We start from the raw sequence: 23,888 nt of genomic DNA, 5'->3' as shown, positions 1-23,888 counted from the left end.
TAATTTTGTTTCATACCCATGGATATGAAGAATACATTTATAGGTTTGATCGCCGTATCACTCTTAGCCGCATCCTGTAAAAAGGATGAAAGAGCTACTTACTTAAAAGAAGAAGCCAACGCTGGCCAGCCCAACGTAGCTCTAAATACCACCTCAAAAACTGCTCTAATGGAACAGGCAGGCATCCAGTCCAACGCTACTCCTGCTCCTATGACCACCGCTCCGGGAATGAATCCTCCACACGGGCAACCGGGACACCGATGCGATATTCCGGTAGGACAACCTTTAAATGGTCAACCTGCCGCAGCTACTCCTGCAACACAAAATGTAAATGTGAGCGGGAGCAATACCATCCAGATTGATCCGAATGCTGTATCACCGGGAAAAATCACCCTTGATAATAACGGGAAGCAGGTAAAAACTGCACCAGGAATGAATCCTCCACACGGACAGCCTGGACACCGATGCGATATTCCCGTGGGACAGCCCTTAAACAGTAAGCCCGCTTCTGCGCCACAGGCAGTGCAAAATGCAGTTCAAGCAACTTCAAGTCCGGCTCCTGCATCTGCAGCACAGAATCTCGCAATGGGAGAAAAACCGAAACTGAACCCGGCACACGGAGAACCCTGGCACAGCTGCTCTCTAAAAGTTGGTGATCCTTTGCCATAAATTTTGTATTTTTGCAGAGATGAAGCTGTTTCACCTACTTGCCATAGTTTTTTGTCTGGGAGTCTTTCTGATTCCCAAGGATTATTTCTATGCACAGGAAATGCAGGAAACATGCTGTAAAGCAGAATCTTCCAAGAAAATGGACTGCTGTAAAAATCATTCTTCAAAAAAAGACAGCAAACATGATAACACAAAATCATGTAATGATGACTGCTGCTCATCATGCATTGCCTGCTATACTTTTATTGAAACCCCTTTTTCAAAAAATCTACGTCTGGAACTGTCTTATTACAAAGCGAATAAGAATCCTCAGTTTCAATATTCAGATCCTTATCTTTCAGACCGTTTGAAGGAAATCTGGCAACCGCCCAAGATAGGTTAATTAAATACCATGGGTTCATTATGCCTTATAATGAACTGTTTTTTAATTAATTAAAACTTTAAACAAAATGAAATTATATATTTCCAGGTTCATACTTGGTGCATTATTCCTATTTACACAATGTATATCTGCTCAAACACTTTCAAAAAATCAGTTCAAGGTCAAAGGGAACTGTGAAATGTGCAAAACAAGAATTGAAAGTGCCGCTAAAAAAGCGGGCGCAAAAACAGCAGTGTACTCCATTGATCTTCAGACATTAACCTTAGAAACAGACAAAGCATCCGCTGATGATATTCTGAAAAAAGTAGCAGAAGCAGGGCATGACAATGAGAAATTTAAGGCTTCTGATACAACCTATGAAGGACTTCCGGGATGTTGTCATTACGACAGAGATCTGCAGCCTTCACCGGCAGAAACCAATCATGAGCATCATGCAGAAGCTACTATTTCCACTAAAAAAGAGAATGAATTCTACGTAAGAGGAAACTGTGCTTCTTGTAAAGCCAGAATTGAAAAAGCATCCAAAGATGCCGGTGCCGATACTGCAGAATGGAATGCGGGGAAACAAACGGTTACTTTACATTTTGACCCTTCAAAAACCTCATCAGATAAGATTTTAAAGGCTATTGCTGATGCAGGACATGATAATGAAAAATACAAAGCTGCAGATGCTGTTTACAATGGACTTCCGGGATGCTGTCTTTATGACAGAGAGTTTACTTTCGGGCAGCCTAATCCAAAGGTTCATTACGAAGAAGCAACAAAGCATGACGACCATAAAGACAATGAGACTTCACCAGCTAAAGAGGATCATTCTCAACATGAAAAAAGTATTGATGGTGTTGTCGTAACAGGTTCTAAGGCAGCGACCGCTTTAAGTAAGAAAGAAGCCGGACTTGTTTTTAATATTGATAAAAAAGAGCTGTTAAAGGCCGCTTGCTGTAATCTGTCTGAAAGCTTCGAAACCAATGCAACGGTAGATGTTTCTTTCAGCAATGCGGTTACGGGAACAAAACAGCTGAAAATGCTTGGTCTGGATCAGAAATACACGAGTTTGACAAAAGAACAACTGCCGGAAATCAGAGGTCTGGCTTCTGCATATGGCTTAAATTTTATCCCGGGAAGGTGGATTGAAAGTATTCAGCTTACCAAAGGAGGAAGTACCGTAACGAACGGCTATGAAAGTATCACAGGACAGATCAATACTGAGCTTTTAAAGAATGCCAAGACACCTGAAACGTCGCTGAACCTTTTTTCTGATTTTAATGGAAGAGCAGAAATCAATATTACCAATGTTTCCCCTATCAACGATAAATGGTCGCAAACCTTTCTTCTTCACGGCAACGGAACTTTCGGGAATACGGATATGAATGATGACGGCTTTCTGGACAGACCGAAAGGAACACAGATCAATGCAGCGTATTTATTGAATTATAACGACCTTGAAAAGTCGGGATTCGGGTCTCACTTTGGAATTAATTTTATCAGGGATGAAAGAACGGCAGGACAGATTGGTTTTGATAAAAAACTGGGTCAGGACAAACAGCCTTTTTATGGGGTTGGAATCGATATTTCAAGATTTCAGGTCTGGAACAAAACAGGATATGTTTTTAAAGGAAAACCTTACCAGAGTATCGGCTGGATGAACCAGTATGTGTATCACCAGCAGGATAGCTTCTTTGGATTGAGAAATTATGCGGGACAACAGCACACATATTATTCCAATTTAATTTTTGAAAGCATCATCGGGAATACCAACCACAAATATAAGGCTGGAGCAAGTTTCTTATATGACGGATACAAAGAAACGTATTTGCTGGACGATATGAGAAGAAATGAAATTGTACCGGGAATTTTTGCTGAATATACTTTAACTGGTTTAAAATATACTTTAGTAGCTGGTTCCAGAGTAGATTTCCACAATCTGGCAGGAACCCAGTTTACACCAAGATTGAACTTTAAATATGACTTCACACCTCAGACAATTTTAAGACTTTCTGCCGGAAGAGGATTCAGAACTGCAAATGTTTTTGCGGAAAGCCAGCAGTATTTTGCATCGAACAGAGCGATTAATATTCTGCCTAACGGAGGAAATATTTATGGATTAAGACCTGAAATCGCATGGAATTATGGGGCGAGTTTACAACAGGAATTTAAGTTATTCGGAAGAAAATCGAGCATTGTTGCAGACTTCTTCAGAACAGATTTCCAGGATCAGGTATTGGTAGATTTGGATAAGTCTCCTCAACAGCTGACGTTTTATAATCTGGATGGAAAGTCTTTTGCCAATTCATTCCAGACCCAATGGGATTTCATGCCTGTCAAAAATCTTGAAGTAAGATTGGCTTATAAATATTATGACGTGCAGGCTGATTATATCGGTGGAAGAAGAGAAGTTCCTTTTATGGCGAAGCACAGAGGGTTTGTGAACCTAGCCTATTCGACCAATAAAAATGATAATGGCGGATTCTGGAGTTTTGATACGACTTTAAACTGGGTTGGAAAGCAAAGACTTCCTGATACTTCAAGTAATCCTGCAGAGTTTCAGTTACCGACTTATTCAGAATCTTATGCAGTTCTTAATGCTCAGATTTCAAGAAATTTCAATAAAAAGATCAGAGCTTATTTAGGTGGTGAAAACCTTACTTCTTACTATCAGAAAAATGCGATTGTAGATTTTAAAAATCCTTTCGGAAATTATTTTGATGGCGGAATGGTATACGCTCCGATTATGAAAGCTAACTTCTATGTGGGACTGGATGTGACATTTTAAAGGCTGGAAGCTGGAAGAATGATGCTGGAAGTGTCTATAACCAAGTAAAGTTTTTATCTTATCGAGGATAATAGCTGAATACACAAAAACCTTATAGGTTTCAGAAACCTATAAGGTTTGAATTTTATCATAAGCAGGTAAAATTCGCCACTCATAACGGACAAAATCCAAAAGTTCTGAAAACCACCAGGAACTCCCCTCTTCCATCCTCAAGCTTCCTTACCAATAAAAATTCCGCTTCAATGAAGCGGAATTTTTATTTATCTTCCAAAGTCGTCCTGTACTCTTACGATATCATCTTCATCTGAAGGATTGGAAGCATCGGTATGCTGCCAGATTTCAGCTACAATTCCCCAGCCTGCAAGACCAATTAATCTGTGTCTTTCTCCCTGCTGAAGTTTCACCTGATCTTTCGGGCCGTATTCTCCCAACTCTCCTTCTTCATCGGTATTGCTTCTTTTGATTCCTACCGTTCCTTCTACAACCTGCCAGATTTCAGCTCTTCTGTGGTGGTACTGCCAGCTTAATCTTGCTTCAGGAGCTACGATAAGGATTTTCGGGCTCAGCTTCCCTCCTATTCTAAGGTTGTCTACATCAATCCCATCGAAATATTGGTTGGCAAAATCCTGTGCCTGTGTTTCATCAATCACAAAGAATCCTCCCCATGGTCTTGTATCGTCTTTTGCTGCGATATTAAAACCTTGTGTCTGCAGCATGCTCTCTACTCTATCGAATATTTCTTTTTTTTCTGTACTCATACAGCTATATTTTTAATTTAAAATTTATTTATTTGATTCTTCTTTTGACATTGAATAAGGAAAATCTTTTTCCTGTGAACCTCTTTCCTTGTTGGGCTTGCTGTCCATTTTAAAGTCTAAAACGGCTCCCTTCATCAGTTCTTTATGGCTCAGCCAGTTTTTGGAATATGACTGTTGGTTTACATTCAATGATTTTACATATAGATTTTCCGCGTTGTTTTCCGGAGCTTTTATTTCAATTTTCTTACCATTCTCCAAATGGATGGTAGCTTCTTTAAATAATGGTGCTCCCAACACGTATTGATCTGTTGCCGGTGTTACCGGATAAAAACCCAGAGCTGAGAAAATATACCACGCAGAAGTCTGTCCGTTATCTTCATCACCACAATATCCGTCCGGAGTGGCATGATACAATTTATTCATCACCTGTCTCGCCCAATACTGAGTTTTGTAAGGTGCACCTGCATAGTTGTACAGATAAATCATGTGCTGGATAGGCTGGTTTCCGTGGGCATACTGGCCCATATTCATGATCTGCATTTCTCTGATCTCGTGGATCACGCCTCCATAATAACTGTCATCAAAAATCGGAGGCAATGAAAATACTTCATCTAATTTGGCTTCAAATTTCTTTTTTCCGCCCATCAGTTCTGCCAGCCCATCAATGTCCTGGAAAACCGACCATGTGTAATGCCAGCTGTTTCCTTCCGTGAAAGCATCTCCCCATTTGAATGGATTGAAAGGTTTCTGGAAATTGCCATCTTTATTTTTACCACGCATTAAGCCTGTTTCCTTATCAAATACATTTTTGTAATTATAAGCTCTTTTCTTGTAGATATCAATCTCAGAAGCAGGTTTTCCTAATGCTTTTCCTAACTGATAGATTGAAAAATCATCATAAGCGTATTCTAATGTTCTTGCTGCATTTTCATTGATCTTTACATCGTAAGGAACATAGCCCAATTCATTATAATACTTTACGCCTGCGCGGCCCACAGCTTCTATAGGACCTTCATTGTTTGCTCCGTGTTTTACAGCCTGCCACAGTGCTTCTGTGTCATATCCGCGAAGCCCTTTGATGTAAGCATCTGCTACTACGGATGCGGAATTGTTTCCAATCATAATATCAGAATATCCGGGACTGCTCCACTCTGGTAAGAAGCCACCTTCTTTGTAAGCATTGGCCAATCCTTCCTGCATTTCTACATTGATACTTGGATACACAAGATTCAGGAAAGGGTACAATGCACGGAAAGTATCCCAGAAACCGGTTCCTGCAAACATTCTTCCGTCAACAATTTTCCCGTTGTAAGGACTCCAGTGTTTTATTTTGTTTTGAGCATCAATCTCATATAACTTTTGCGGGAAGAATAAAGTTCTGTATAAAGAGGAATAAAAGGTTCTCAACTGTTGATCAGTTCCTCCTTTTACGTCTATTTTTCCTAGAGTTTTGTTCCATATATTTTTCGCATCGGTTTTTACCTGCTCAAAGTTTCTGGTTCCGATTTCTCTTTTAAGATTAAGTTCTGCCTGTTCAAAGCTGATGAATGAAGAGGCTACTTTTGCATAAACCGTTTCTTTATTTTTAAGCTTAAAACCTACTACAGCTCCGGTGTGATCACTGGTAATTTCTAACTGATCATTCACCAGTTTATTGTCTTTCCATGTTTTTGTGAGTTCAAAATCTTTATCAAACTGAATGACAAAGTAGTTTTTAAAATTCTCATATTTCCCGGTAGAATATCTTGTGGTATAACCCAGGATTTTTCTTTCTTTCGGTAAAATTTTGATATAAGAACCTTTGTTCAGAGCGTCGACAACTACGTAAGCGCTGTCTGTCTTTGGAAAATCAAATTTAAAATAAGAAGCTCGTTCTGTAGGTGTAAATTCTGTTGTGACATTGATGTCAGCAAGATAAACACTATAGAAGTAAGGTGTGGTAACCTCAGCTTTATGGCTGAACCAGCTTGCCCTTTCATCTTCTTTAAACTTCACTTTTCCCACTCCAGGCATGATGGCAAATGCGCCATAATCGTTCATCCATGGAGAGGGTTGGTGGGTTTGTTTAAATCCTTTTATTTTATCTGCATCGTAGGTATATGCCCATCCGTCGCCCATTTTACCGGTCTGCGGTGTCCAGATATTCATTCCCCAAGGAAGTCCGACTGCCGGATAGGTATTTCCATTGGATAATGAAGGTTTGGATTGGGTTCCCATTAAAGGATTCACATAGTCTACGGGAGATACATTCTGACCTAAAGCCCAGGCCTGTAATAACAGTAAGCAAGTGGAAAATATAAACTTCATTGTATCTTTTCGTTTGTTAATTTATATACGCTTTTTTAATGCATAGCTGGCGGCTCCAAGAATGGCCGCATCTTCAAATATGGCCGAAATTTTAACCTGCAAGTTAATATTATTCTTTGTTAAATTCTGAATAAATCTTTGCTCAAAATGAGGATAAGCCCTGGCAATATTTCCTCCTATAACTAAAACTTCCGGTTTGTAATGATCGACATATTTCACGATAAATTCTGAGAAAGAGTCTGCATATTCATCAAACATTCTTTTTTGTATTTCTTTGGGTTTATCCAGAAGGTCTTTGGTTCCTGAAATTTCCTCTCCGGTAAGTTCCTTATAATGATTCACAAACCATCGTGTTGCCAGATAATCTTCACAGATAGAGTCTCTGAAAGGAGAATCCCATAAATCTTCATCCGTAGCAAACTCTCCGTTGAAGAAAGTAGTTCCCAATCCTGTCCCGAGAGTGACCCCAAATATTCTGTTGAATCCCTGGGCACAGCCTCCATATACTTCACCTTCCATAAATGCAGCCGCATCATTTACAAAAAGAATCTGCTTCTGAGAAATGTCCAGCCTTTTTGCCAGTTCTTCTTTAATATTTACCTGATAGATATCTATAAATTTCCCCTGCTGCATCAGCGATATCCCATTTTCATAATCGAAAGGTCCGGGCATTGCGATACCGATTAAAAGGTCTTCTTTTACCAAATCATGAGCCACTTTTTCAATGGCGGAAAGCCAGGCGTTGAAAATAACTTCTTTGTTTTCGAAAGCATCTACATGTTCTCTTACATAGGTGGATGAAATGATTTCACGTTTTTCCGGATCTACCTGGGCCAGCGTGATGTGCGACCCTCCAATATCGATTCCTACTATATTCTGCATTATTTTTTTATTTTAAATTCAAGTCCTTCCTGTGACTGAAAAAACAGACAAACAGAAGTACACCCCTGTCTGTCTGCTTCGTAATTCAGACTCTATTTCATAAGTTCAGATAAACATTTTATCATATGAATCTTACTTCACAATAATTTTACCGGTTGATATTACTTTACTGTTTGCGGATGTAATTTTGTAAATATAAGTACCACTGATTAAATCCTGCGTATTCACTGCATTATTATTTTGATTAATATTCTGTTTTTTGAATAATTTTCCTGACGCATCGTACAATGCTACTTCACTTGCAGAGTTGTCACTGATAGCAAAGTGAATATCATTTCCTCGTTTCACAGGATTTGGATAGACTGCGCTGTTCTCTTTTACAGATTCTATATCTTTTACTGCAAGGGATGAAGCGCAGGCAACATCTGTTCTCCAGTTGGCATCTGTCATATTGATCAGGGTTGCAAAATGAGTATTGGCTGTTGCATCTAATGCTCCTGAACCACTTCCTTCATCCATTTTCCAGTTGGCTTCAAGACCTGTAGAATTGGCAGGAACATTACAGCTGTTACTTAAAATTTCCTGTGGTGTTAACGCCTTTTTCCAAACTCTGAATTCATCCAAGAAACCATTGATTGTACGGGAATTGTCATAGTTTCTTCCCAGATAAAGGATTCCGTTTGCTGTAAAGTTACCCGTCACCGAAAACGTTGCATCAAGATTACCATTAACATAAATTTTCATGGCTGCTCCGTCATAAGTAGCTGCTATATGATACCATGTATTGGTGTTGAATGCGGTATTGGTATTCAATTTCACCTGTGACGATCCAAAACTTAATATAAACTGCAGCTTATTATTCGCAAGATTTCCATCTCCGAAACGAAGCATAGCCGAGTTGTTATCTCCTACTTCTATCCCCATTACTGATGAAATATACGGAAAGCCTGTTTTGAAAGCATTTACTTTTACCCAACCTTCAAATGTTACAGCATTTCCGCTCAGGTTAAATTGTCCTGCGTTAAGATAATGCGTGCTTCCGTTGAAAGCAAGAGATCTTGCACCCGGGCTTGTAACCGGAGCAAAACCACTGTTGAATGATCCTTCTCCTGAATAAGTACTTGTAGTTCCTCCGGCACATGAAGCCTGTACTTTCCATACATAATTTGTATTAGGTGTCAGGTTTTGTAATGAATAGGAATTGGTGGTAATATTTGGAATTTCAGACCACGTTGTTGCTGAAGCCGTTTTATATTGCAGTGTATATGAAGTGGCGTTGCCTGCATCCCATGACAGTTGGGTAGTGTTACCAAGGAAACTTCCGGAAGTCAATCCTGATGGCGTAGTGCAGCCACTTCCGGAGTTAAACCTTGGTGCAAAAATATAAGTACTTGTTAATGTCGGTGAGCAGTTGGACTGGATTCTCCAGTCGTAATTGGTATTCAGGGTAAGGTTGTTGATAACAATATTATTTCCTGAATAATTATTAGCTACATTTGTCCATACCGTTGAATTAGCCGGTTTATAGTCAATATTGTAAGACTGGGAAGCATTGGAAGTCCAGTTCAGTTGCGCTGAAGTTCCTGTCACGTTGGAAACATCCAGTCCCAATGGCGGATCACAAGCCTGTCCCTGTGACCATGAATACAACTGACCGCTTAAGAGTGTATTTTCATTATAAAGAATATTGGATCCTGTACTCAGATAGCTGGCAACATTGGTTCCCGGCAGATCGTACCACATAAATACACCATATTGATCATTCTTTGTGCTGGTCGCTAAGCTTGCCAGAGTCGTGGCAGAAGTAGAGCTTGGATTCGAGTTTTGTATCCACGTTGCAGCTGCAGAAATTTTGGATTTATCAAGAGGTGGAACAACAGGTGCATTGTACGTACTGTACATCGCATTCCACGTGTAATTGATATAATTTCCTGCTAAATCTCCATTATACGTTTGTCTGGTGGTAGCCGGGCCGTAGTAATAGAATGTAATCAGTTTATCGGGCATTGCGGCTTTCAATTCCTGTAATAACATAACAAAAGAGCTGTTATTAGGCTGTCCTGTTCCGTTATTCCCGTATCCTGCGTATTCATCATCAAGGTCTACTCCATCCAGTCCGTAGGTGTAAACAGTGTGAGCCACCTGCAAGGCGAAATCTTTAGCCGCTTCACGGTTAGGGAAATTAGAAATTCCCGCTCCCTGGTGGTTTCCTAAAAGATCAAGCAATACTTTTATTCCTTTTTGCTGTAAAGGTTTTACATAAGTATTAACATCATTCAGAACTTTGGTAACGTTGTTATTGTTTGAGATATAAGCACGGTTTTTAGAAACATCATAGTTGATATTCGCTGCAAAAATAATGGCTACATCAAAAAGCTGTCTGTTGGTATTCTGTAAAGTATAGGAACCTGCATTCAGCATATTGTTGTTGTTCACTTCCACATAGCAGACTCCCAAAGGATCAAGCTGCTGTGCTTTGAGTGCCGGAGCTGACTGAAGCACTAGGGCCATTAAGGGAATAAAAAAGGATTTTTTTCTCATAGTATATCAATTTTGTAGTAGAAAAAATCATTGGGCCGAAGCCCAATGACTGGGTTTGTTATTTTACAATTAGTTTTTCGGATTGTTTCAGGCTTCCATCATGTGATTCAAACTGAACAATGTAGTTTCCTGCCGGAACTCTGCTTAATTCATATTGATTATCCCCTGAGTTCAATGATTTAGTATCTACAATTCTTCCATTAAAATCATAAATCGTCAATTTCCCTTTGCTGTATTCATCCGGAACAGAAACTGTCAGTGATGAAGATTTGCTTGCCGGATTAGGATATAATTTAATTTGATTTTTAATGTTAGTCTCGCCCGTATTGATCGCCTTTTGCCCCGCAGTTCTTGCTAATGCTGAACTTCCTGTTGTACATGGCAGATCTGTTCCCCAATTGGAAGCATCAACACCTGTCAAGGTTAGAGTCACTCCATTTCCGGAAGTATCCTGAACTGTAGAACCACTTCCTTCGTTAAACTTCCAATAAGCAGCCAATGAAGTTGCCGGAACGGATACATTACACATATTCTGACTGATTTCTGTTTGGCTTAATGCACGTTTCCACACTCTTACCTCATCTATTTTACCATTGAAGTTTCTGGAAGTATTATATAAATATCCTACATTGAATGCCCCTGTTGAATTCACACTTCCGGTTTGTGCTTTGGTGGCATCCAGAACACCATTGATGTAAATTTTCATATTGGATCCATCGTAAGTAGCAGCTACGTGATACCAGGTATTGGCATTCAGAGCTGTTGCAGACGCCAGTTTTTGCTGTACATTATTAATACTTACCACAAACTGAAGTTTATTATTCGCCAGACTGGCATCTCCTAATCGTAAGAATGCAGAATTGCTGTCGCTTACTTCCGTTCCCATGATAGAGGAAATATATGGTGATGCAGATTTGAATGATGAAGGTTTTATCCATCCTTCAAAAGATAGTGCAGACCCACTTAGATTCATACTTCCGGCCGCTCCTGATTCAGTACTTCCATCCAAAGACAGAGCATAAGAACCTGTAGGCGTTGTTCCTGAAGTGCTTGTAAATCTTGGCGCAAACATATAGGCGCTTTTCACACTGCAATTGGTTCTTATTCTCCAGTCATATTCGGTGTTGGCTGTTAATCCGGAAATGGTTACAGAAGTGGAGCTCGTTGCTGTTACTGCATTCGTCCAGGTTGTTGAAGAAGCTGGTTTATAATCAACATCATAGGTATTGCTTCCTACGGCTGACCAGTTTAGTTTTGCGCTTGTGCCTGTAAGGTTGCTTGTGTATAACCCGATAGGGGCGTCACAATTGGTTCCCTGTGTCCATGATTGTAAAGTACCGCTTAAAACAGTTGGTTCTCCGTATAAGGTCTGAGTTCCTGCTGAAAGCTGTGCCGTTTCATTCGTTCCATGTAAATCATACCACATGAATACTCCGTAACCTCCATTTTTAGTTTGGGTCGCCAGGCTGGTGGTGGTAGAATTGGAAGTATTTCCCATCCATACGGCAGCAGGAGAGATTTGTGCTTTGGTAAGAGGTGGTACATTCGGAGCAGAGAATGTTCCGTACATGGCATTCCAGCTGTAGTTGACGTTATCGCCTACTCTCGCTCCGTTCCAGGAAAGTCTTGAAGCTGCGGGACCATAATAATAGAATGAAATAATTTTATTCGGTAATAACGCTCTGAGCTCCTGGACAAGCATTACAAAGGAACTGTCATTAGGCTGCCCTGTTCCGTTATTTCCATATTCTGAGTATTCATCATCAAAATCAATTCCATCAAGACCATAGGTATTCACTGTATTGGCCAACTGTAATGCAAAGTCTTTTGCTGCCTCACGGGTAGGGAAATTACAGATCCCGGCCCCTTGGTGATTCCCTAAAATAGTCAGTACTACTTTCATCCCTTTTTGCTGAAGTGGTTTTATATAAGTATCTGCATTGGTAAGAACCTTGGTTACGTTATTATTGGAATACAGATAAGCTCTTCCACGGCTGGTATCATAATTAATATTGGCCGCAAAAATATTCACCACATTAAACAGGTAGCTGTTCGATGTCTGCAGTTTATACGCTCCAGCATTCAGGAGGTTATTGTTATTCACTTCCACATAGCAAATTCCTGTAGGGCTAAGCTGCTGTGCGTTAATCAGAGAACCAGACTGAAGCATCATGGCAATCAGTGCGGTAAAGATGGATTTTTTTTTCATTGTATAATTTTTTTAAGGTGTTTTGGTGTCTGAATTTTATATAGCATTCCCCTGACACCTTCTTTTTCGGGAAGGAATCTCAGATGAAAAAGCCATATAAAAGGGTATGCTATTTCAGTAGCTCCGGGTTTTCGTTAAAGGTTTTCCATAACAATTCTCCAAATAAGGTATTGGCCCATGCAAACCATTCTCTGGTGAACTTTTTGGAGTCGTCTTTATGGAAGGATTCGTGCATAAAGCCTGTTCCTCCGTGCGTTTTCTGTAAGGTATCTATACACCATCTGATCTCACTTTTATCTTTGGTAGTGAGTGCCTTCATTATGATACTCATTGGCCAGATCATGTCAAGTCCGATATGCGGACCTCCTATTCCTTCTGCCAGCTTACCTTTGAAGAAGAATGGGTTGTTTTCTGACCACACAAATTTTCTTGTATTCAAATACACAGGGTCATCAGCTTTCACCGCATCCAGATAAGGCAGTCCCAGCAGGCTTGGACAGTTTGCATCATCCATCAGGTTGTAGCTTCCGAAACCATTCACTTCAAAGGCATATATTTTTCCAAATTCAGGATGATTGTAAATTCCGTATTTTTTGATGGCTGCTTCTACCTCATCAGCAAGGCTGTTCAGTTGCTGAGCCAACGTTTTTTCATTTTTAATCTGTGAAACCATTTCTGCAGCCTGACGTAAGCTTACCACTGCAAATAAGTTGGAAGGGATCAGGAATCCGTAAATGGTAGCATCATCACTTGGACGGAACATAGAGCTTATCAATCCTACAGGTTTCGTTGGGTAACCATATCCTCCCATAGGAACTCCATCTGTAGCCCAGGCTGTGGTACGCTCGAATTTGTAAGGACCAAGGTCATGTTTTCTCTGCTGTTCTGTAAAGGTCCGGAGGGTAAGTTGAATTCCTTTCAGCCAGTTAGCATCGAAAGGTTTTGTATCTCCTGTTGTTTTCCAGAAGTGGTAAGCCAGACGGATAGGATAGCAAAGCGAGTCAATTTCCCATTTTCTTTCATGGGTGCCCGGCTTCATATCGGTGTGGTCATACTCTTTCCATTTACTGATCTTCTGATCATCGTTATAGAAAGCATTCGCATAAGGATCTTTCAGGATGAAAGTAGTCTGTTTATGGATTACTCCTGAGATCAGCTTATGCAGTTTTTCGTCTTTTTTCGAAAACTGCAGATAAGGGAAAACCTGTGCGGAACTGTCACGAAGCCACATGGCATCAATATCCCCGGTGATCACATAGGTATCCGGTGTTCCTCCGTTTTCCATATAGTAAACAGTAGTATCCAATGTATTCGGGAAGCAGTTTTCAAAAAGCCAGCTCAGCTCTTTGTTTTTTACTTTCTTTTTAAACGCTGCAATAGCATTTTCTACAGATTCGCTGGTAAAATGTCTTTTATCTTTAGGAACACGGACAACAGGAAAATCGTCCAGCACTAAATTTTTAGCAAAAACATTTTGAGTAAACAGCAATCCGGCTCCTGCCAGTGCACTTGTTTTAATAAAATTTCTCCTTTCCATTGATACTTTGTTTCGTTATTTTTATGAGTCTTATTTTACTGGTTTGCTTCCCATTATGAATCTCAGCTCACCACCGTTCATGATATCGCTGTGATTCAGTTCCCAGCTTTTGTATTCTTTCCCATTCAGGAACATTTTCTGTACGTAGATATTCTTGTCAGATATTTTGTCTGCAATTACGGTGAATGTTTTTCCATTTTCCAGTTTTAAAGAAGCTTTCGGGAATTGTGGTGCTCCGATGGCATAAACTGGTTTTCCCGGTGTCACAGGATAGAATCCTAATGATGAGAAGATATACCATGCTGACATTTGACCACAGTCTTCGTTATTCACAATTCCATCTGGCTTGGCTGCATACATATTGTCTCGGATATATTTTACCATTTTCTGAGTCTTGTAAGGGCTTCCTGCATAATTGTACAGGTATGGAACATGATGACCCGGTTCATCCCCGAATCCTAAAGATCCGATGAATCCTGAGATATCTACGTGCTGCTCTCCTTCCATATGAAGCGCTTCTGTAAAGGTTTTATCCAGTTTTTCTTCAAATCCTTTTTTTCCTCCGTACAGATTCATCATTTCGTCAATCTGATGAGGAACAAAGAAATCATACGCCCAGATGTTTCCGGAAACCCAGTGTGGCTGAAGTTTTTTCCAATCGTTAAGGGTGAAATCTGCTAAGAATTTCCCGTCTTTCTGTCTTGGCCAGAAGTGATTATTTTCTTTATTGAAGGTATTCAGAAAGTTCATAGAACGTTTTTTATACACTTCCGATTCTTCTTTTTTGCCTAATTTTTCCGCAAGCTGCTGAATACACCAGTCGTCATATGAATATTCCAGCGTGGCAGAAACTGAAGCTCCGTTTTCTGATGGAGTGTAGCCTAATTTTATATAGTCGTTAAGACCTCCGCCACCATCACTGCTGCTCATTTTATCTGTTAAAGAAGCATCTTTCATCGCAGCAAATGCTTTTTCTGCATCAATACCCGGAACTCCTTTTGAAATGGCATCCCAGATTACCGAGGCACTGTGATAACCCAGCATACAGAAGTTATCATATCCGCAAAGCTCCCAGATCGGCATATGATCTTTACGATCTGTATATCTGCTGATCAAAGAGTTAGCAAATTCTTTTGTATGTTTCTGATCCATAATGGTTAACAGAGGATGCGTTGCTCTGAATCCGTCCCAGTAAGAATACGTGCTGTAATTCGTAAACCATTTGGTATTCATGTTTTCCTGAGCAGCAACATAGTCTCCATTCACATCCATATAAAGGTTTGGAGCAATAAATGTATGGTAAACTCCGGTATAGAAAATTTTTCTCTGGCTCTCTGTACCTCCTGTTACCTGGAATCTTCCGATCAGATCTCTCCAGGTCTTTTGAGCGGTTTCTTTTGCTTTGGCAAAGTCAACATTTGTTGCTTCGGTATCGAAATTTTCCTGTGCGTTTTCTGTACTCACCGGAGATAAAGATACTTTTACTTCAATACTTTCCTGATCTTCGGTTGAAAATCTAACAAAAGCTTTCGCATCTTTGGCAAGGGCAATTTTTTCATCATTTTTGATTTTTCCGTCAGCATAAACACCGTAAGACTTAAACGGTTTGGAAAACTCCATCACGAAGTAAGCAAACCGTTTACCTCCCCAGCCATTGCTGTAGCAATATCCTTTGATTTTATTATTGCCTTCCACACTCACTAAAGTATGGTAGATATTTCCGAAGATTTTGTTGGTAGGATCAATAATGATATTGGCTTCACTACTTTTCGGGAAAGTATATTTATGAAATCCTACTCTTGGAGAAGCAGTCAGCTCTGCTTTAATCCCATAGCTGTCCAGCATTACGGAATAATATCCCGGAGAAGCGATTTCTTTATCATGGGTATATTTTGAACGGTAACCCGTTTCCGGCTTGTCTTCAGATCCTGGAACCATTTTAACCTGTCCTACGGTAGGCATTACCAGAATATCTCCAAGGTCTGCCCATCCCGTTCCGCTCAAATGGTTATGGCTGAATCCCATGATGGTTTTGCTGCTGTAGTGGTATCCTGAGCACCAATCCCAGTCGCCACTTTTTGTATTCTGATCCGGACTCAGCTGTATCATCCCGAATGGCGTAGTTGCTCCCGGAAATGTATGTCCATGACCACCAGTCCCTATGAAAGGATCTACCCAGGATAAAACATCGTTTTTATTTTGCTGGGCACTGGCTACAGACATCAGGGTGGTAAAAAAGCAGATTAACAGTTCTTTTTTCATGATAAGAGAGGTATCGGAGATTGTTTTGTTTAAAAGTTGGTTTAAAAATAGGAAAACCATTATAAAATTCCCAGCAAACGGAAAAATTAAGATGATTAACCTATTTTCCTAAACTTTATATTACTGTATTAAATTGAATTCTTTTTCATAAAATCAATGATTTCTGAGATATATCCAAAGGCAATCGCAACCACGGTATCGGCAGCACCGTAATATACTGTTACTTTGTCTCCTTCAGTCAATGCTGCACAAGGGAAAACCACATTCGGTACATCTCCTGTCAGTTCATACAATTCTGCTGGCGCCAACAGATAAGGTTTCGTTCTGTACAATACTTTCGTAGGATCTTCAAGATCAAGCAAAGCTGCTCCCATTGAATATCTGAATCCTCTGCAGGTATTGATCACACCATGATAGAAAAGCAGCCATCCTTCTTCTGTTTTGATAGGAACCGGCCCTCCTCCGATTTTGGTACACTGCCAGGCACTGTCTTCGAAAGGGGTTACTTTCATCACACAACGGTGTTCCCCCCAGTATTTCATATCTGGGCTGTAGCTGATATAAATATCACCGAAAGGCGTATGTCCGTTATCACTCGGACGGCTCAACATCGCATATTTACCATTGATTTTTTCAGGAAACAAAACCCCGTTTCTGTTGAAGGGAAGAAAGGCGTTTTCACACTGAAAAAACTCTTTAAAATCAAAAGTATATCCGATTCCAATGGTAGGACCATTGTATCCGTTGCACCAGGTGATCCAGTAACGGTCTTCAATAAAAGTTACGCGGGGATCGTATTTGTAATCGGATTCAATCATATCCGTATTTCCTGCCTGCATTTCAATAGGGTCATGATTGATGTCCCAATTGATTCCGTCTTTACTGAAACCGGCAAAAATATTCATCTGTACTGCCTTGTTATCACAACGGAACACTCCGGCAAATCCATCCTCAAAAGGAATAACGGCACTGTTGAATATACTGTTGGATGTTGGTATCGCGTATCTGTTAATGATCGGGTTTTCGGAAAACCTCCACATGATATCATTGCAACCTTCCGGGCGATCCTGCCAGGGGATCATTACTGATTGAGCTGTCATAAAGTATTTTTTACTTTTTTATTTTTAATTATTATGAATTGATTTGTTGTTCTTTCTGATTTTCCGGATGAGGGAAAGGAACGAATAAGGTGGCCAAAAAAGCAGGAATGGTAGCAATCAACACCCAGATAAAGAACATTTTGTATCCGATCCAGTCACTGATCGTTCCACTGATCATTCCGGGAATCATTACGCCAAGATTCATAATTCCTGTTGCAAATGCGTAATGAGCCGTTTTATGTTTTCCGGGAGCAATCTGCTGCATCATGTAGAGCATAAGCCCCACAAAACCAAAACCATATCCGAAATACTCCACGACCACAGCAATTCCTACCGGAAGAAGATCTGACGGCTGGTAATGTGCAAGTAGTGCATACACCACAAACGGAATATTGAATGCACAGCATAACCATATCAGAGATCTTTTCAATCCGCGGGCTGAGATAAAATATCCTGCCAGTACGGATCCTAAGATGAATGCTGCAGAACCGTATGTTCCGTAAATAAGTCCGATATCTGAAGTAGATAATCCTAATCCTCCTGATGTTCTTGGAGCTTTAAAAAATAAAGGTGCAATTTTGATGGCAAATCCTTCTGCAAAACGATATAGTATAATGAAGAGGATACACCACAGAATTTTCTTTTTGGTGAAGAAAGAAGTAATCACTTCCAGTAGTTCCTGACGAACGTTTCCAGCCGTTTTTTCTTCTTTATTTTCTTCCTTGTTTTCTTTCGGCAGAATGAAATAGTGATAAACTCCCAATACAAAAAACAACAATGCATAAATCACCATAATGATTATCCAGGCATTGGTAACTCCTTTTGTTTTTTCTAAAATACCTGCAAAATAAACGAGAGCACCACTACTGATAATCTTCGCCAGATTGTAAAAAGCACCCTGCCAGCCGATATATTTTGCCTGTTCCTTATTGGTCAAAAAGCCAATATAGGTCCCGTCCGCTACCACATCATGGGTAGCTCCACAAAATGCGACTACCGTAAAAAGGGCAATACTGTATTTAAAAAAATCATGTAAAGGCAGACTTAATGCAATGAGAGCAAACAGAATTCCTATCGCAAACTCAGTAAAAACAACAAAGAATTTTTTGGTTTTATAAATTTCAAGGAACGGACTCCACAGTGGCTTCAGGGTCCAGGAAAAAAGGATAAGAGCTGTCCAGAACGTGATCTGCGAATCCGACACCCCCATATCTTTATACATGATTCCCGAAACCGCATTAATGGTTACAAAGGGAACACCCATTGCAAAATATAATGTGGAAATCCAGAGAATTGGCTGGATCCTACGGGTTCCGGAGTTGTTTTTTCCCATATTTAAAATAAGGTTCTAAATAAAAGAGAACATCTCAAAATACATTCAGGCTAAAAAAACGAAACTATAAATTTTTTGGAGATTCTACTCTATTCTCCCGCCTTAATGAATGCATCAAATAAAAATCTGATGTTGAGATGCCTCTTTACTAATGAGTGATTCTGAATATTTTTATTTCTTATCCCACCAAAGTTTTGTTCCTCCGGTATCAGGACCGTTAAGCATTTGAGCGGCCTGCTGGTAATTATATAATGATGTTTTGGTATCAATAGTGAAAGGAATTCTTCTGATCATTGCTTCTGTACTGATGGCTCCGCCGCTGTCATTCTTTCTTACCTTGAAAAGAACCGGATATCCTGTTCTTCTCTGCTCAGCCCATGCTTCTGGTCCGTTGGGATAAAGTGAAAGCCATTTTTGGGTAATGATTCTTTCTAATTTTCTTTCGTTGGTATCACCGTTATTCCATGCAATGGTGATGGTACTTAACTGTGGATTTCCAACAGGTACGTTATTGTCTGGATTTTTCGGATCAATATAAGGAGCTTCTGTAGAGGTTGTATCAGCAAGGTAAGTGGCAACACTTGCACTTTTCCCCCATTCCCCGAAAGACTGCTGAACACCGGTAGTATAGTTGGTTTGAATGTCCCCTGCTCCGGCATATCCTCTCAAAGCAGCTTCGGCCTTCAGGAACCACGTTTCTGCAGCGGTGAATAATTTCATTTTACCGTCGGTCCCGGAAAAATAATCTCCATTGGCAGATTTTGCCTGTGGCTGTGAGAACCCTCCGTACGTTGATTTACCATTTAATAAATCAATTCCCTGGCGGATTCCTATATATTTTCCCTGTAAGCTTGGGTCAGATGCAGGAATAGCATAGGCAGGAAGTCTTGGGTCATTGTATCCGTTCATATATGCCATCAAAGGGGCTCCAATTAAACAGTCTCCCCATGAGTAAATGATAAAACTCAATTCTGACTGTCCTACGCTGATCAATGCATTGTCCGCGTTATCCGTAATCAATCCTGCAGGTGAAGCTAGTGCTTCTTCTGCATATTGTTTAGATTTTGCAGGATCAGCATAGCTCATTCTCATGGCTAACCTCAGCTTTAATGAATTGGCAAATTTTGCCCATTGGGCCATATTTCCGCCGTATACTAAATCTGCTTTCTTCAACGCCGATTTATCTTCTACATTCTGCGTTGCTGACATGGCAATTACTTTCTGCAAATCTGTAATGGCTGCAGTAAGATCAGCAATAAAATAGTTGTAGGCTTCCTGTTGAGAATCAAAATCAGTTACTCCATTCGGATTGGGCTTTTCATATTTGCTGTAAACTACAGGCCCGTGACTGTCTGAAACTCTTGCAGCTGTAATAACTTTCAGGATTTTTTTCACAGCAAATGTTCCTGTAAAATCTACTCCTTTATAGATTTCCTTAGCCGTATTATCAATAATAAGAGAGTAATTGAAAATATCCTGTTGTCTGGCAATAATTCTATTATTCCATCCATCCATCATTGAATAGGTTAGATTATTTACCCCTCCGTTAAATGGTGTTGCTGTACTGAACATTCCACTGTACATATCTGCACTAAGGTTAGGGTACAGCTGATAATCTGACTGTAATCCTCTCTGCATGGATTTCATGGGATCAACAACAGCGATAAAATCAGCATAAAAATTTTCAGGACCTCCTGCTTTTTCCTGATTATACTGTTCAAAGTCATTAGTACATCCTGAAGCAGAAAATAATAGTACAGCTCCGAATGCCAATATTTTAATATGATTGATTTTCATTTTCTTAATTGTAAAAGTTAGAAGTTAGCTTTTAATGATAATCCAATAGATCGGGTAACCGGTAATCCGAATGAATCTACCCCAACACCACCAGGTGTATTTCCTGATACCTGCTCAGGATCAAACGGTGCTTTTTTGTAGAAGAAAAATAAGTTGGTTCCTACTAAGCTTACGGTTGCGTTTCTCATATATTTAGATTGAATATCGAAAGTATATGAAATGGAAGCCTGGCGTAAACGTATTGTTGTAGCACTGTACAGATAGGCTTCATCAATACCTTTTCCAAACCCTTCTGTTGTTCCTACTGCTTTATAATAATCTTTTGCATTAGTTAAACCTGTGTAAGCTTGGCCTGCATTTGGAGTTCCGGGTGCATACACTGCATTTGGAATAGATACTCCGCCTGCATCTCTTGCATCAGCTGTAGACTGACTTACCCCATAGATATCATTGGCTTTTTCTGTAAGAGAAAGTACCTTCCCTCCAAATTTACCATCAATAAGGAAAGATATTCCCAGCTTACCAATGTTAAAGGAGTTATTGAATCCCATAATAAACTTAGGATTCGGATTACCAAGATAAGAAGGAGTACCTTCTGCTAATGGGATTCCTTTTTCATTCACTAAAATACGTCCCTGATCGTCTCTTTTAAACTTTATTCCGTAAAGATCACCGAAAGATCCTCCCAATTTCAGTTTTGTGTATTCCCCTCCTCCTGTTAATGAGAAAAGTTGGTTTTCTGATATAGGTAAACTTGGTGGAAACAATTCAACAATTTTGTTTTTGTTGGCAGAAGCATTTAATGTAGTTGTCCATCCAAATTTTTCTGAACTGAAGACCTTATAAGACAATGAAGATTCAAAACCTGTATTTCGGATTTTCCCTGCATTAATATAATATGATCCAGGAGCTATTCCTCCGAAATAAGAATCGATTTTTGTCTCTAACAATTGATTGCTCGTATTAGAGTTGTAGTAAGTAATATCAAAACTTAATTTGTTACTAAACATCCTTAACTCTGTTCCAACTTCAAAAGTTTTATTAAATTCAGGTTTCGGAAACAGGTCTTTATACTTAGGATCAGTAATGAATGAACTCTTTGGAAACACAAGTGTTCCCGCATCTACACCAACAGTATATCCTTTATTATATTCAATCATTGCGTTGGAAATATTGGTAGGCAACCCTAATCCTACCGTTGCATAAGATCCTCTTACTTTCCAGAAACTAATGACTTCCGGAAGTTTGAAAACAGAAGATAATACAGCATTAGCTCCTACAGATTCATAGTCAAATCCCGTTCTCCCTGTTAAGGCCAGACTGGAATCCCAGTCATTTCTAAAAGTCATGTCCACATAAAACATATTTTTATACCCTACTGTAGCACTTGCAAATACAGATTGTACCTGCTTCTTCATATTGGTATAGATATTATGATATCCGTCACCAGGGGATCTTTTTTTACCCCATTCAAGATTACTCACAGTGAAAAGGTTAGGGTTTGTCAGATATGCATTATCAATTTGTCCTATTTTATTTCTGGTGGTATTGATACTTCCTCCTAACGTAAAATCTAAAGAGAAAGACTCACTAATTTTAGGACTACCGATAAGCAACACGTCCCCATATGTTGAAGAGTTTTCATAGGTATTCTTAAGAATTCTTCCATTAATTCCTTCCTTAACAGCCAGTAAAGTAGGTGCTGAAAAAGCAGCAATATCACGCTGACTGTCTGAAATATTCCAGCTATAATTCCCTCTCACTCTTGCCGTTAACCAGGGATTGATCTGGTAAGATAATGAAAGCGCTCCATAGGTATTTTTATTGCTTACAGTAACCGGATTACGGTTTAATATCCAATAAGGGTTCTGTGTTGGCGGGTTTCCTTTAAAACTTCCATCCGGATTAACCTCCCACCAGTTTTGAGCTGGTAAAAATCTTTCTTTATTTAAGTAACTGTAATTATCTGGACCATACTGATCAAATTCGACTCCTCTTGGCAACCAGTACAAACTCGTCAAAGGAGAAAAAGATGCTCCGGGAGTCTGTCTGTTCTTACTTTCCTGTAATGACCCGATGAAGTTGGCATCTAATGTTAACTTATCATCCAGAAACTTACTTGAATTTCTGAAGGATACATTATACTGATCAAAATATGACATGGGAACCACTCCTTTGTTGGTAGTATTTCCGATTGAGAAATAACTTGTTGATCTCTCATTTCCTGACTGGAAAGAAAGGCTATTTACCCAAGTTGTTCCTGTCTGAAGGAAGTCTTTAAGATAATCTTTAGAAGATCCTTTTGCGCCCCAGCTTTCTACTGACTGTCCCGGCTGTGATCCCGATACAGAAGGGTCATAAGACAGATAACTGTGCTGTAGTTTTGGAAGACTATAAGCCCTGTCCACTGTAAGACTGGAGCTGTAAGTAATTGAACTTTTCCCTGCACGTCCTTTTTTAGTGGTAATCAGGATAGCCCCGTTACCTCCGGCAGAACCGTACAATGCAGAAGCAGAAGCTCCTTTCAGGAAGTTGATGCTTTCAATATCATCGGGATTGATAGAGCTCAGTACATCCCCCGGATCCGGCATATTGGAATACTGTCCGATATCTGCTGATTTTCCTGTTCCGTTGATAATAGGAATACCATCAATCACATACAGTGGCTGTGCACTGTTGACAGACTTATCTCCTCTCATGACCACCCTTACGGAGCTACCTACACCATTGGTTCTGTTGATCTGTACGTTGGAAACTTTTCCATTGATCGAATTCAATAGATTGGGAGTTTTCACTTCTGTAAGCTCATCCCCGCCAATCTGCTGACTGGAATACGTCAAAGAGCGGGCCTGCCTTTTTATCCCCAAAGAGGTGACCACGACCTCCTCAATACTGGTTGTCTTCGTAGTGTCGGCCGCTTTTTTCTCCTGTGCATTCGCAGTAAGTGAAAAAACGAACAGAACGGGTATAACTGCTTTTCTCATAAGGTATAGATTCGTTAGATTTAATTGAGAATCAGTGACATTACTTTATTTTTTAATACAAAAAAAATTATTGTTCTTTCAGCAAAATTTTGCCGTTTATGTATTAAATTATTTAAAGTTTTGTTAAGATTTAATTCACATTCACAAATCTAAATTTTGTAACCAGTCTGATATAATACTATTTTATCATAAAACGATATTATTTTTTCAGCAATTAATTTTAAAAGATATTAAACACCTATATATCAACACAATACAACACTCTCCAAACATTAAAAAAAAGAGGATTTATTCTGATATTCTGACAAAATAAAAGTAGAGTTTTGCACAGAATTTTAGTGCAAAAAACAGTAT

At 39.6% G+C, this 23,888-nt stretch carries 14 protein-coding genes; 3 read left to right on the top strand and 11 right to left on the bottom strand.

All coding sequences use genetic code 11. The features are described 5' to 3' along the window. Positions 1-18 precede the first annotated feature (18 nt). From V0410_RS16785 to V0410_RS16775, 3 genes are all read left to right on the top strand, one after another. The gene (locus V0410_RS16785) at positions 19-669 is read left to right on the top strand and encodes a hypothetical protein (RefSeq protein WP_442879150.1); all 651 of its coding nucleotides are present in this window, start codon (positions 19-21) and stop codon (positions 667-669) included. A 19-nt stretch (positions 670-688) separates the two neighbouring features. Then, a complete protein-coding gene (locus V0410_RS16780) occupies positions 689-1,051 on the top strand; it encodes a hypothetical protein (RefSeq protein ID WP_330744962.1) in 363 nt (120 codons plus the stop codon). 67 nt (positions 1,052-1,118) lie between these two features. Further along, positions 1,119-3,824 carry a TonB-dependent receptor domain-containing protein gene (locus V0410_RS16775; RefSeq protein WP_330744961.1) on the top strand — a complete coding sequence of 902 codons (2,706 nt, stop codon included), beginning with the start codon at positions 1,119-1,121 and terminating at the stop codon, positions 3,822-3,824. Between the two features lie 260 nt (positions 3,825-4,084). Here V0410_RS16775 and V0410_RS16770 read toward each other — a convergent pair whose 3' ends face one another. The 11 genes from V0410_RS16770 to V0410_RS16720 all read right to left on the bottom strand — a co-directional run bounded on the left by V0410_RS16770 (position 4,085) and on the right by V0410_RS16720 (position 23,534). Further along, positions 4,085-4,582, bottom strand: coding sequence for a phosphoheptose isomerase (locus V0410_RS16770; RefSeq protein ID WP_047380263.1), 498 nt, complete (start codon positions 4,580-4,582; stop codon positions 4,085-4,087). A 24-nt stretch (positions 4,583-4,606) separates the two neighbouring features. Then, positions 4,607-6,889: a GH92 family glycosyl hydrolase gene (locus V0410_RS16765; protein ID WP_330744960.1), complete on the bottom strand. Its 2,283-nt coding sequence runs from the start codon at positions 6,887-6,889 to the stop codon at positions 4,607-4,609. Between the two features lie 21 nt (positions 6,890-6,910). Beyond that, positions 6,911-7,771, bottom strand: a complete 861-nt coding sequence (locus V0410_RS16760; protein ID WP_330744959.1) for an ROK family protein — start codon at positions 7,769-7,771, stop codon at positions 6,911-6,913. Between the two features lie 132 nt (positions 7,772-7,903). Then, positions 7,904-10,312, bottom strand: a complete 2,409-nt coding sequence (locus V0410_RS16755) for an endo-beta-N-acetylglucosaminidase H (protein WP_330744958.1) — start codon at positions 10,310-10,312, stop codon at positions 7,904-7,906. A 58-nt stretch (positions 10,313-10,370) separates the two neighbouring features. Further along, positions 10,371-12,521 carry an endo-beta-N-acetylglucosaminidase H gene (locus V0410_RS16750; protein WP_330744957.1) on the bottom strand — a complete coding sequence of 717 codons (2,151 nt, stop codon included), beginning with the start codon at positions 12,519-12,521 and terminating at the stop codon, positions 10,371-10,373. Between the two features lie 109 nt (positions 12,522-12,630). Beyond that, entirely contained in the window at positions 12,631-14,058 is a 1,428-nt protein-coding gene (locus V0410_RS16745; protein WP_330744956.1) for a glycoside hydrolase family 125 protein, read from the bottom strand. A gap of 30 nt (positions 14,059-14,088) precedes the next feature. Further along, positions 14,089-16,320, bottom strand: a complete 2,232-nt coding sequence (locus V0410_RS16740; RefSeq protein ID WP_330744955.1) for a GH92 family glycosyl hydrolase — start codon at positions 16,318-16,320, stop codon at positions 14,089-14,091. A gap of 128 nt (positions 16,321-16,448) precedes the next feature. Beyond that, positions 16,449-17,420, bottom strand: a complete 972-nt coding sequence (locus V0410_RS16735) for a glycoside hydrolase family 130 protein (protein WP_047376309.1) — start codon at positions 17,418-17,420, stop codon at positions 16,449-16,451. A 31-nt stretch (positions 17,421-17,451) separates the two neighbouring features. Further along, complete coding sequence (locus tag V0410_RS16730) at positions 17,452-18,753, bottom strand: MFS transporter (RefSeq protein WP_330744954.1); 1,302 nt, start codon at positions 18,751-18,753, stop codon at positions 17,452-17,454. 171 nt (positions 18,754-18,924) lie between these two features. Further along, positions 18,925-20,550, bottom strand: coding sequence for a SusD/RagB family nutrient-binding outer membrane lipoprotein (locus tag V0410_RS16725; protein ID WP_330744953.1), 1,626 nt, complete (start codon positions 20,548-20,550; stop codon positions 18,925-18,927). A gap of 17 nt (positions 20,551-20,567) precedes the next feature. Next, positions 20,568-23,534 carry a SusC/RagA family TonB-linked outer membrane protein gene (locus V0410_RS16720; RefSeq protein ID WP_330744952.1) on the bottom strand — a complete coding sequence of 989 codons (2,967 nt, stop codon included), beginning with the start codon at positions 23,532-23,534 and terminating at the stop codon, positions 20,568-20,570. Positions 23,535-23,888 lie beyond the last annotated feature (354 nt).

The sequence above is a fragment of the Chryseobacterium sp. CP-77 genome, from assembly GCF_036362765.1.
Lineage (GTDB): Bacteria > Bacteroidota > Bacteroidia > Flavobacteriales > Weeksellaceae > Chryseobacterium > Chryseobacterium cupriresistens.
The sequence above is the reverse complement of the archived record's forward strand: the minus strand, read 5'-3'. Positions and strand labels throughout refer to the sequence as shown.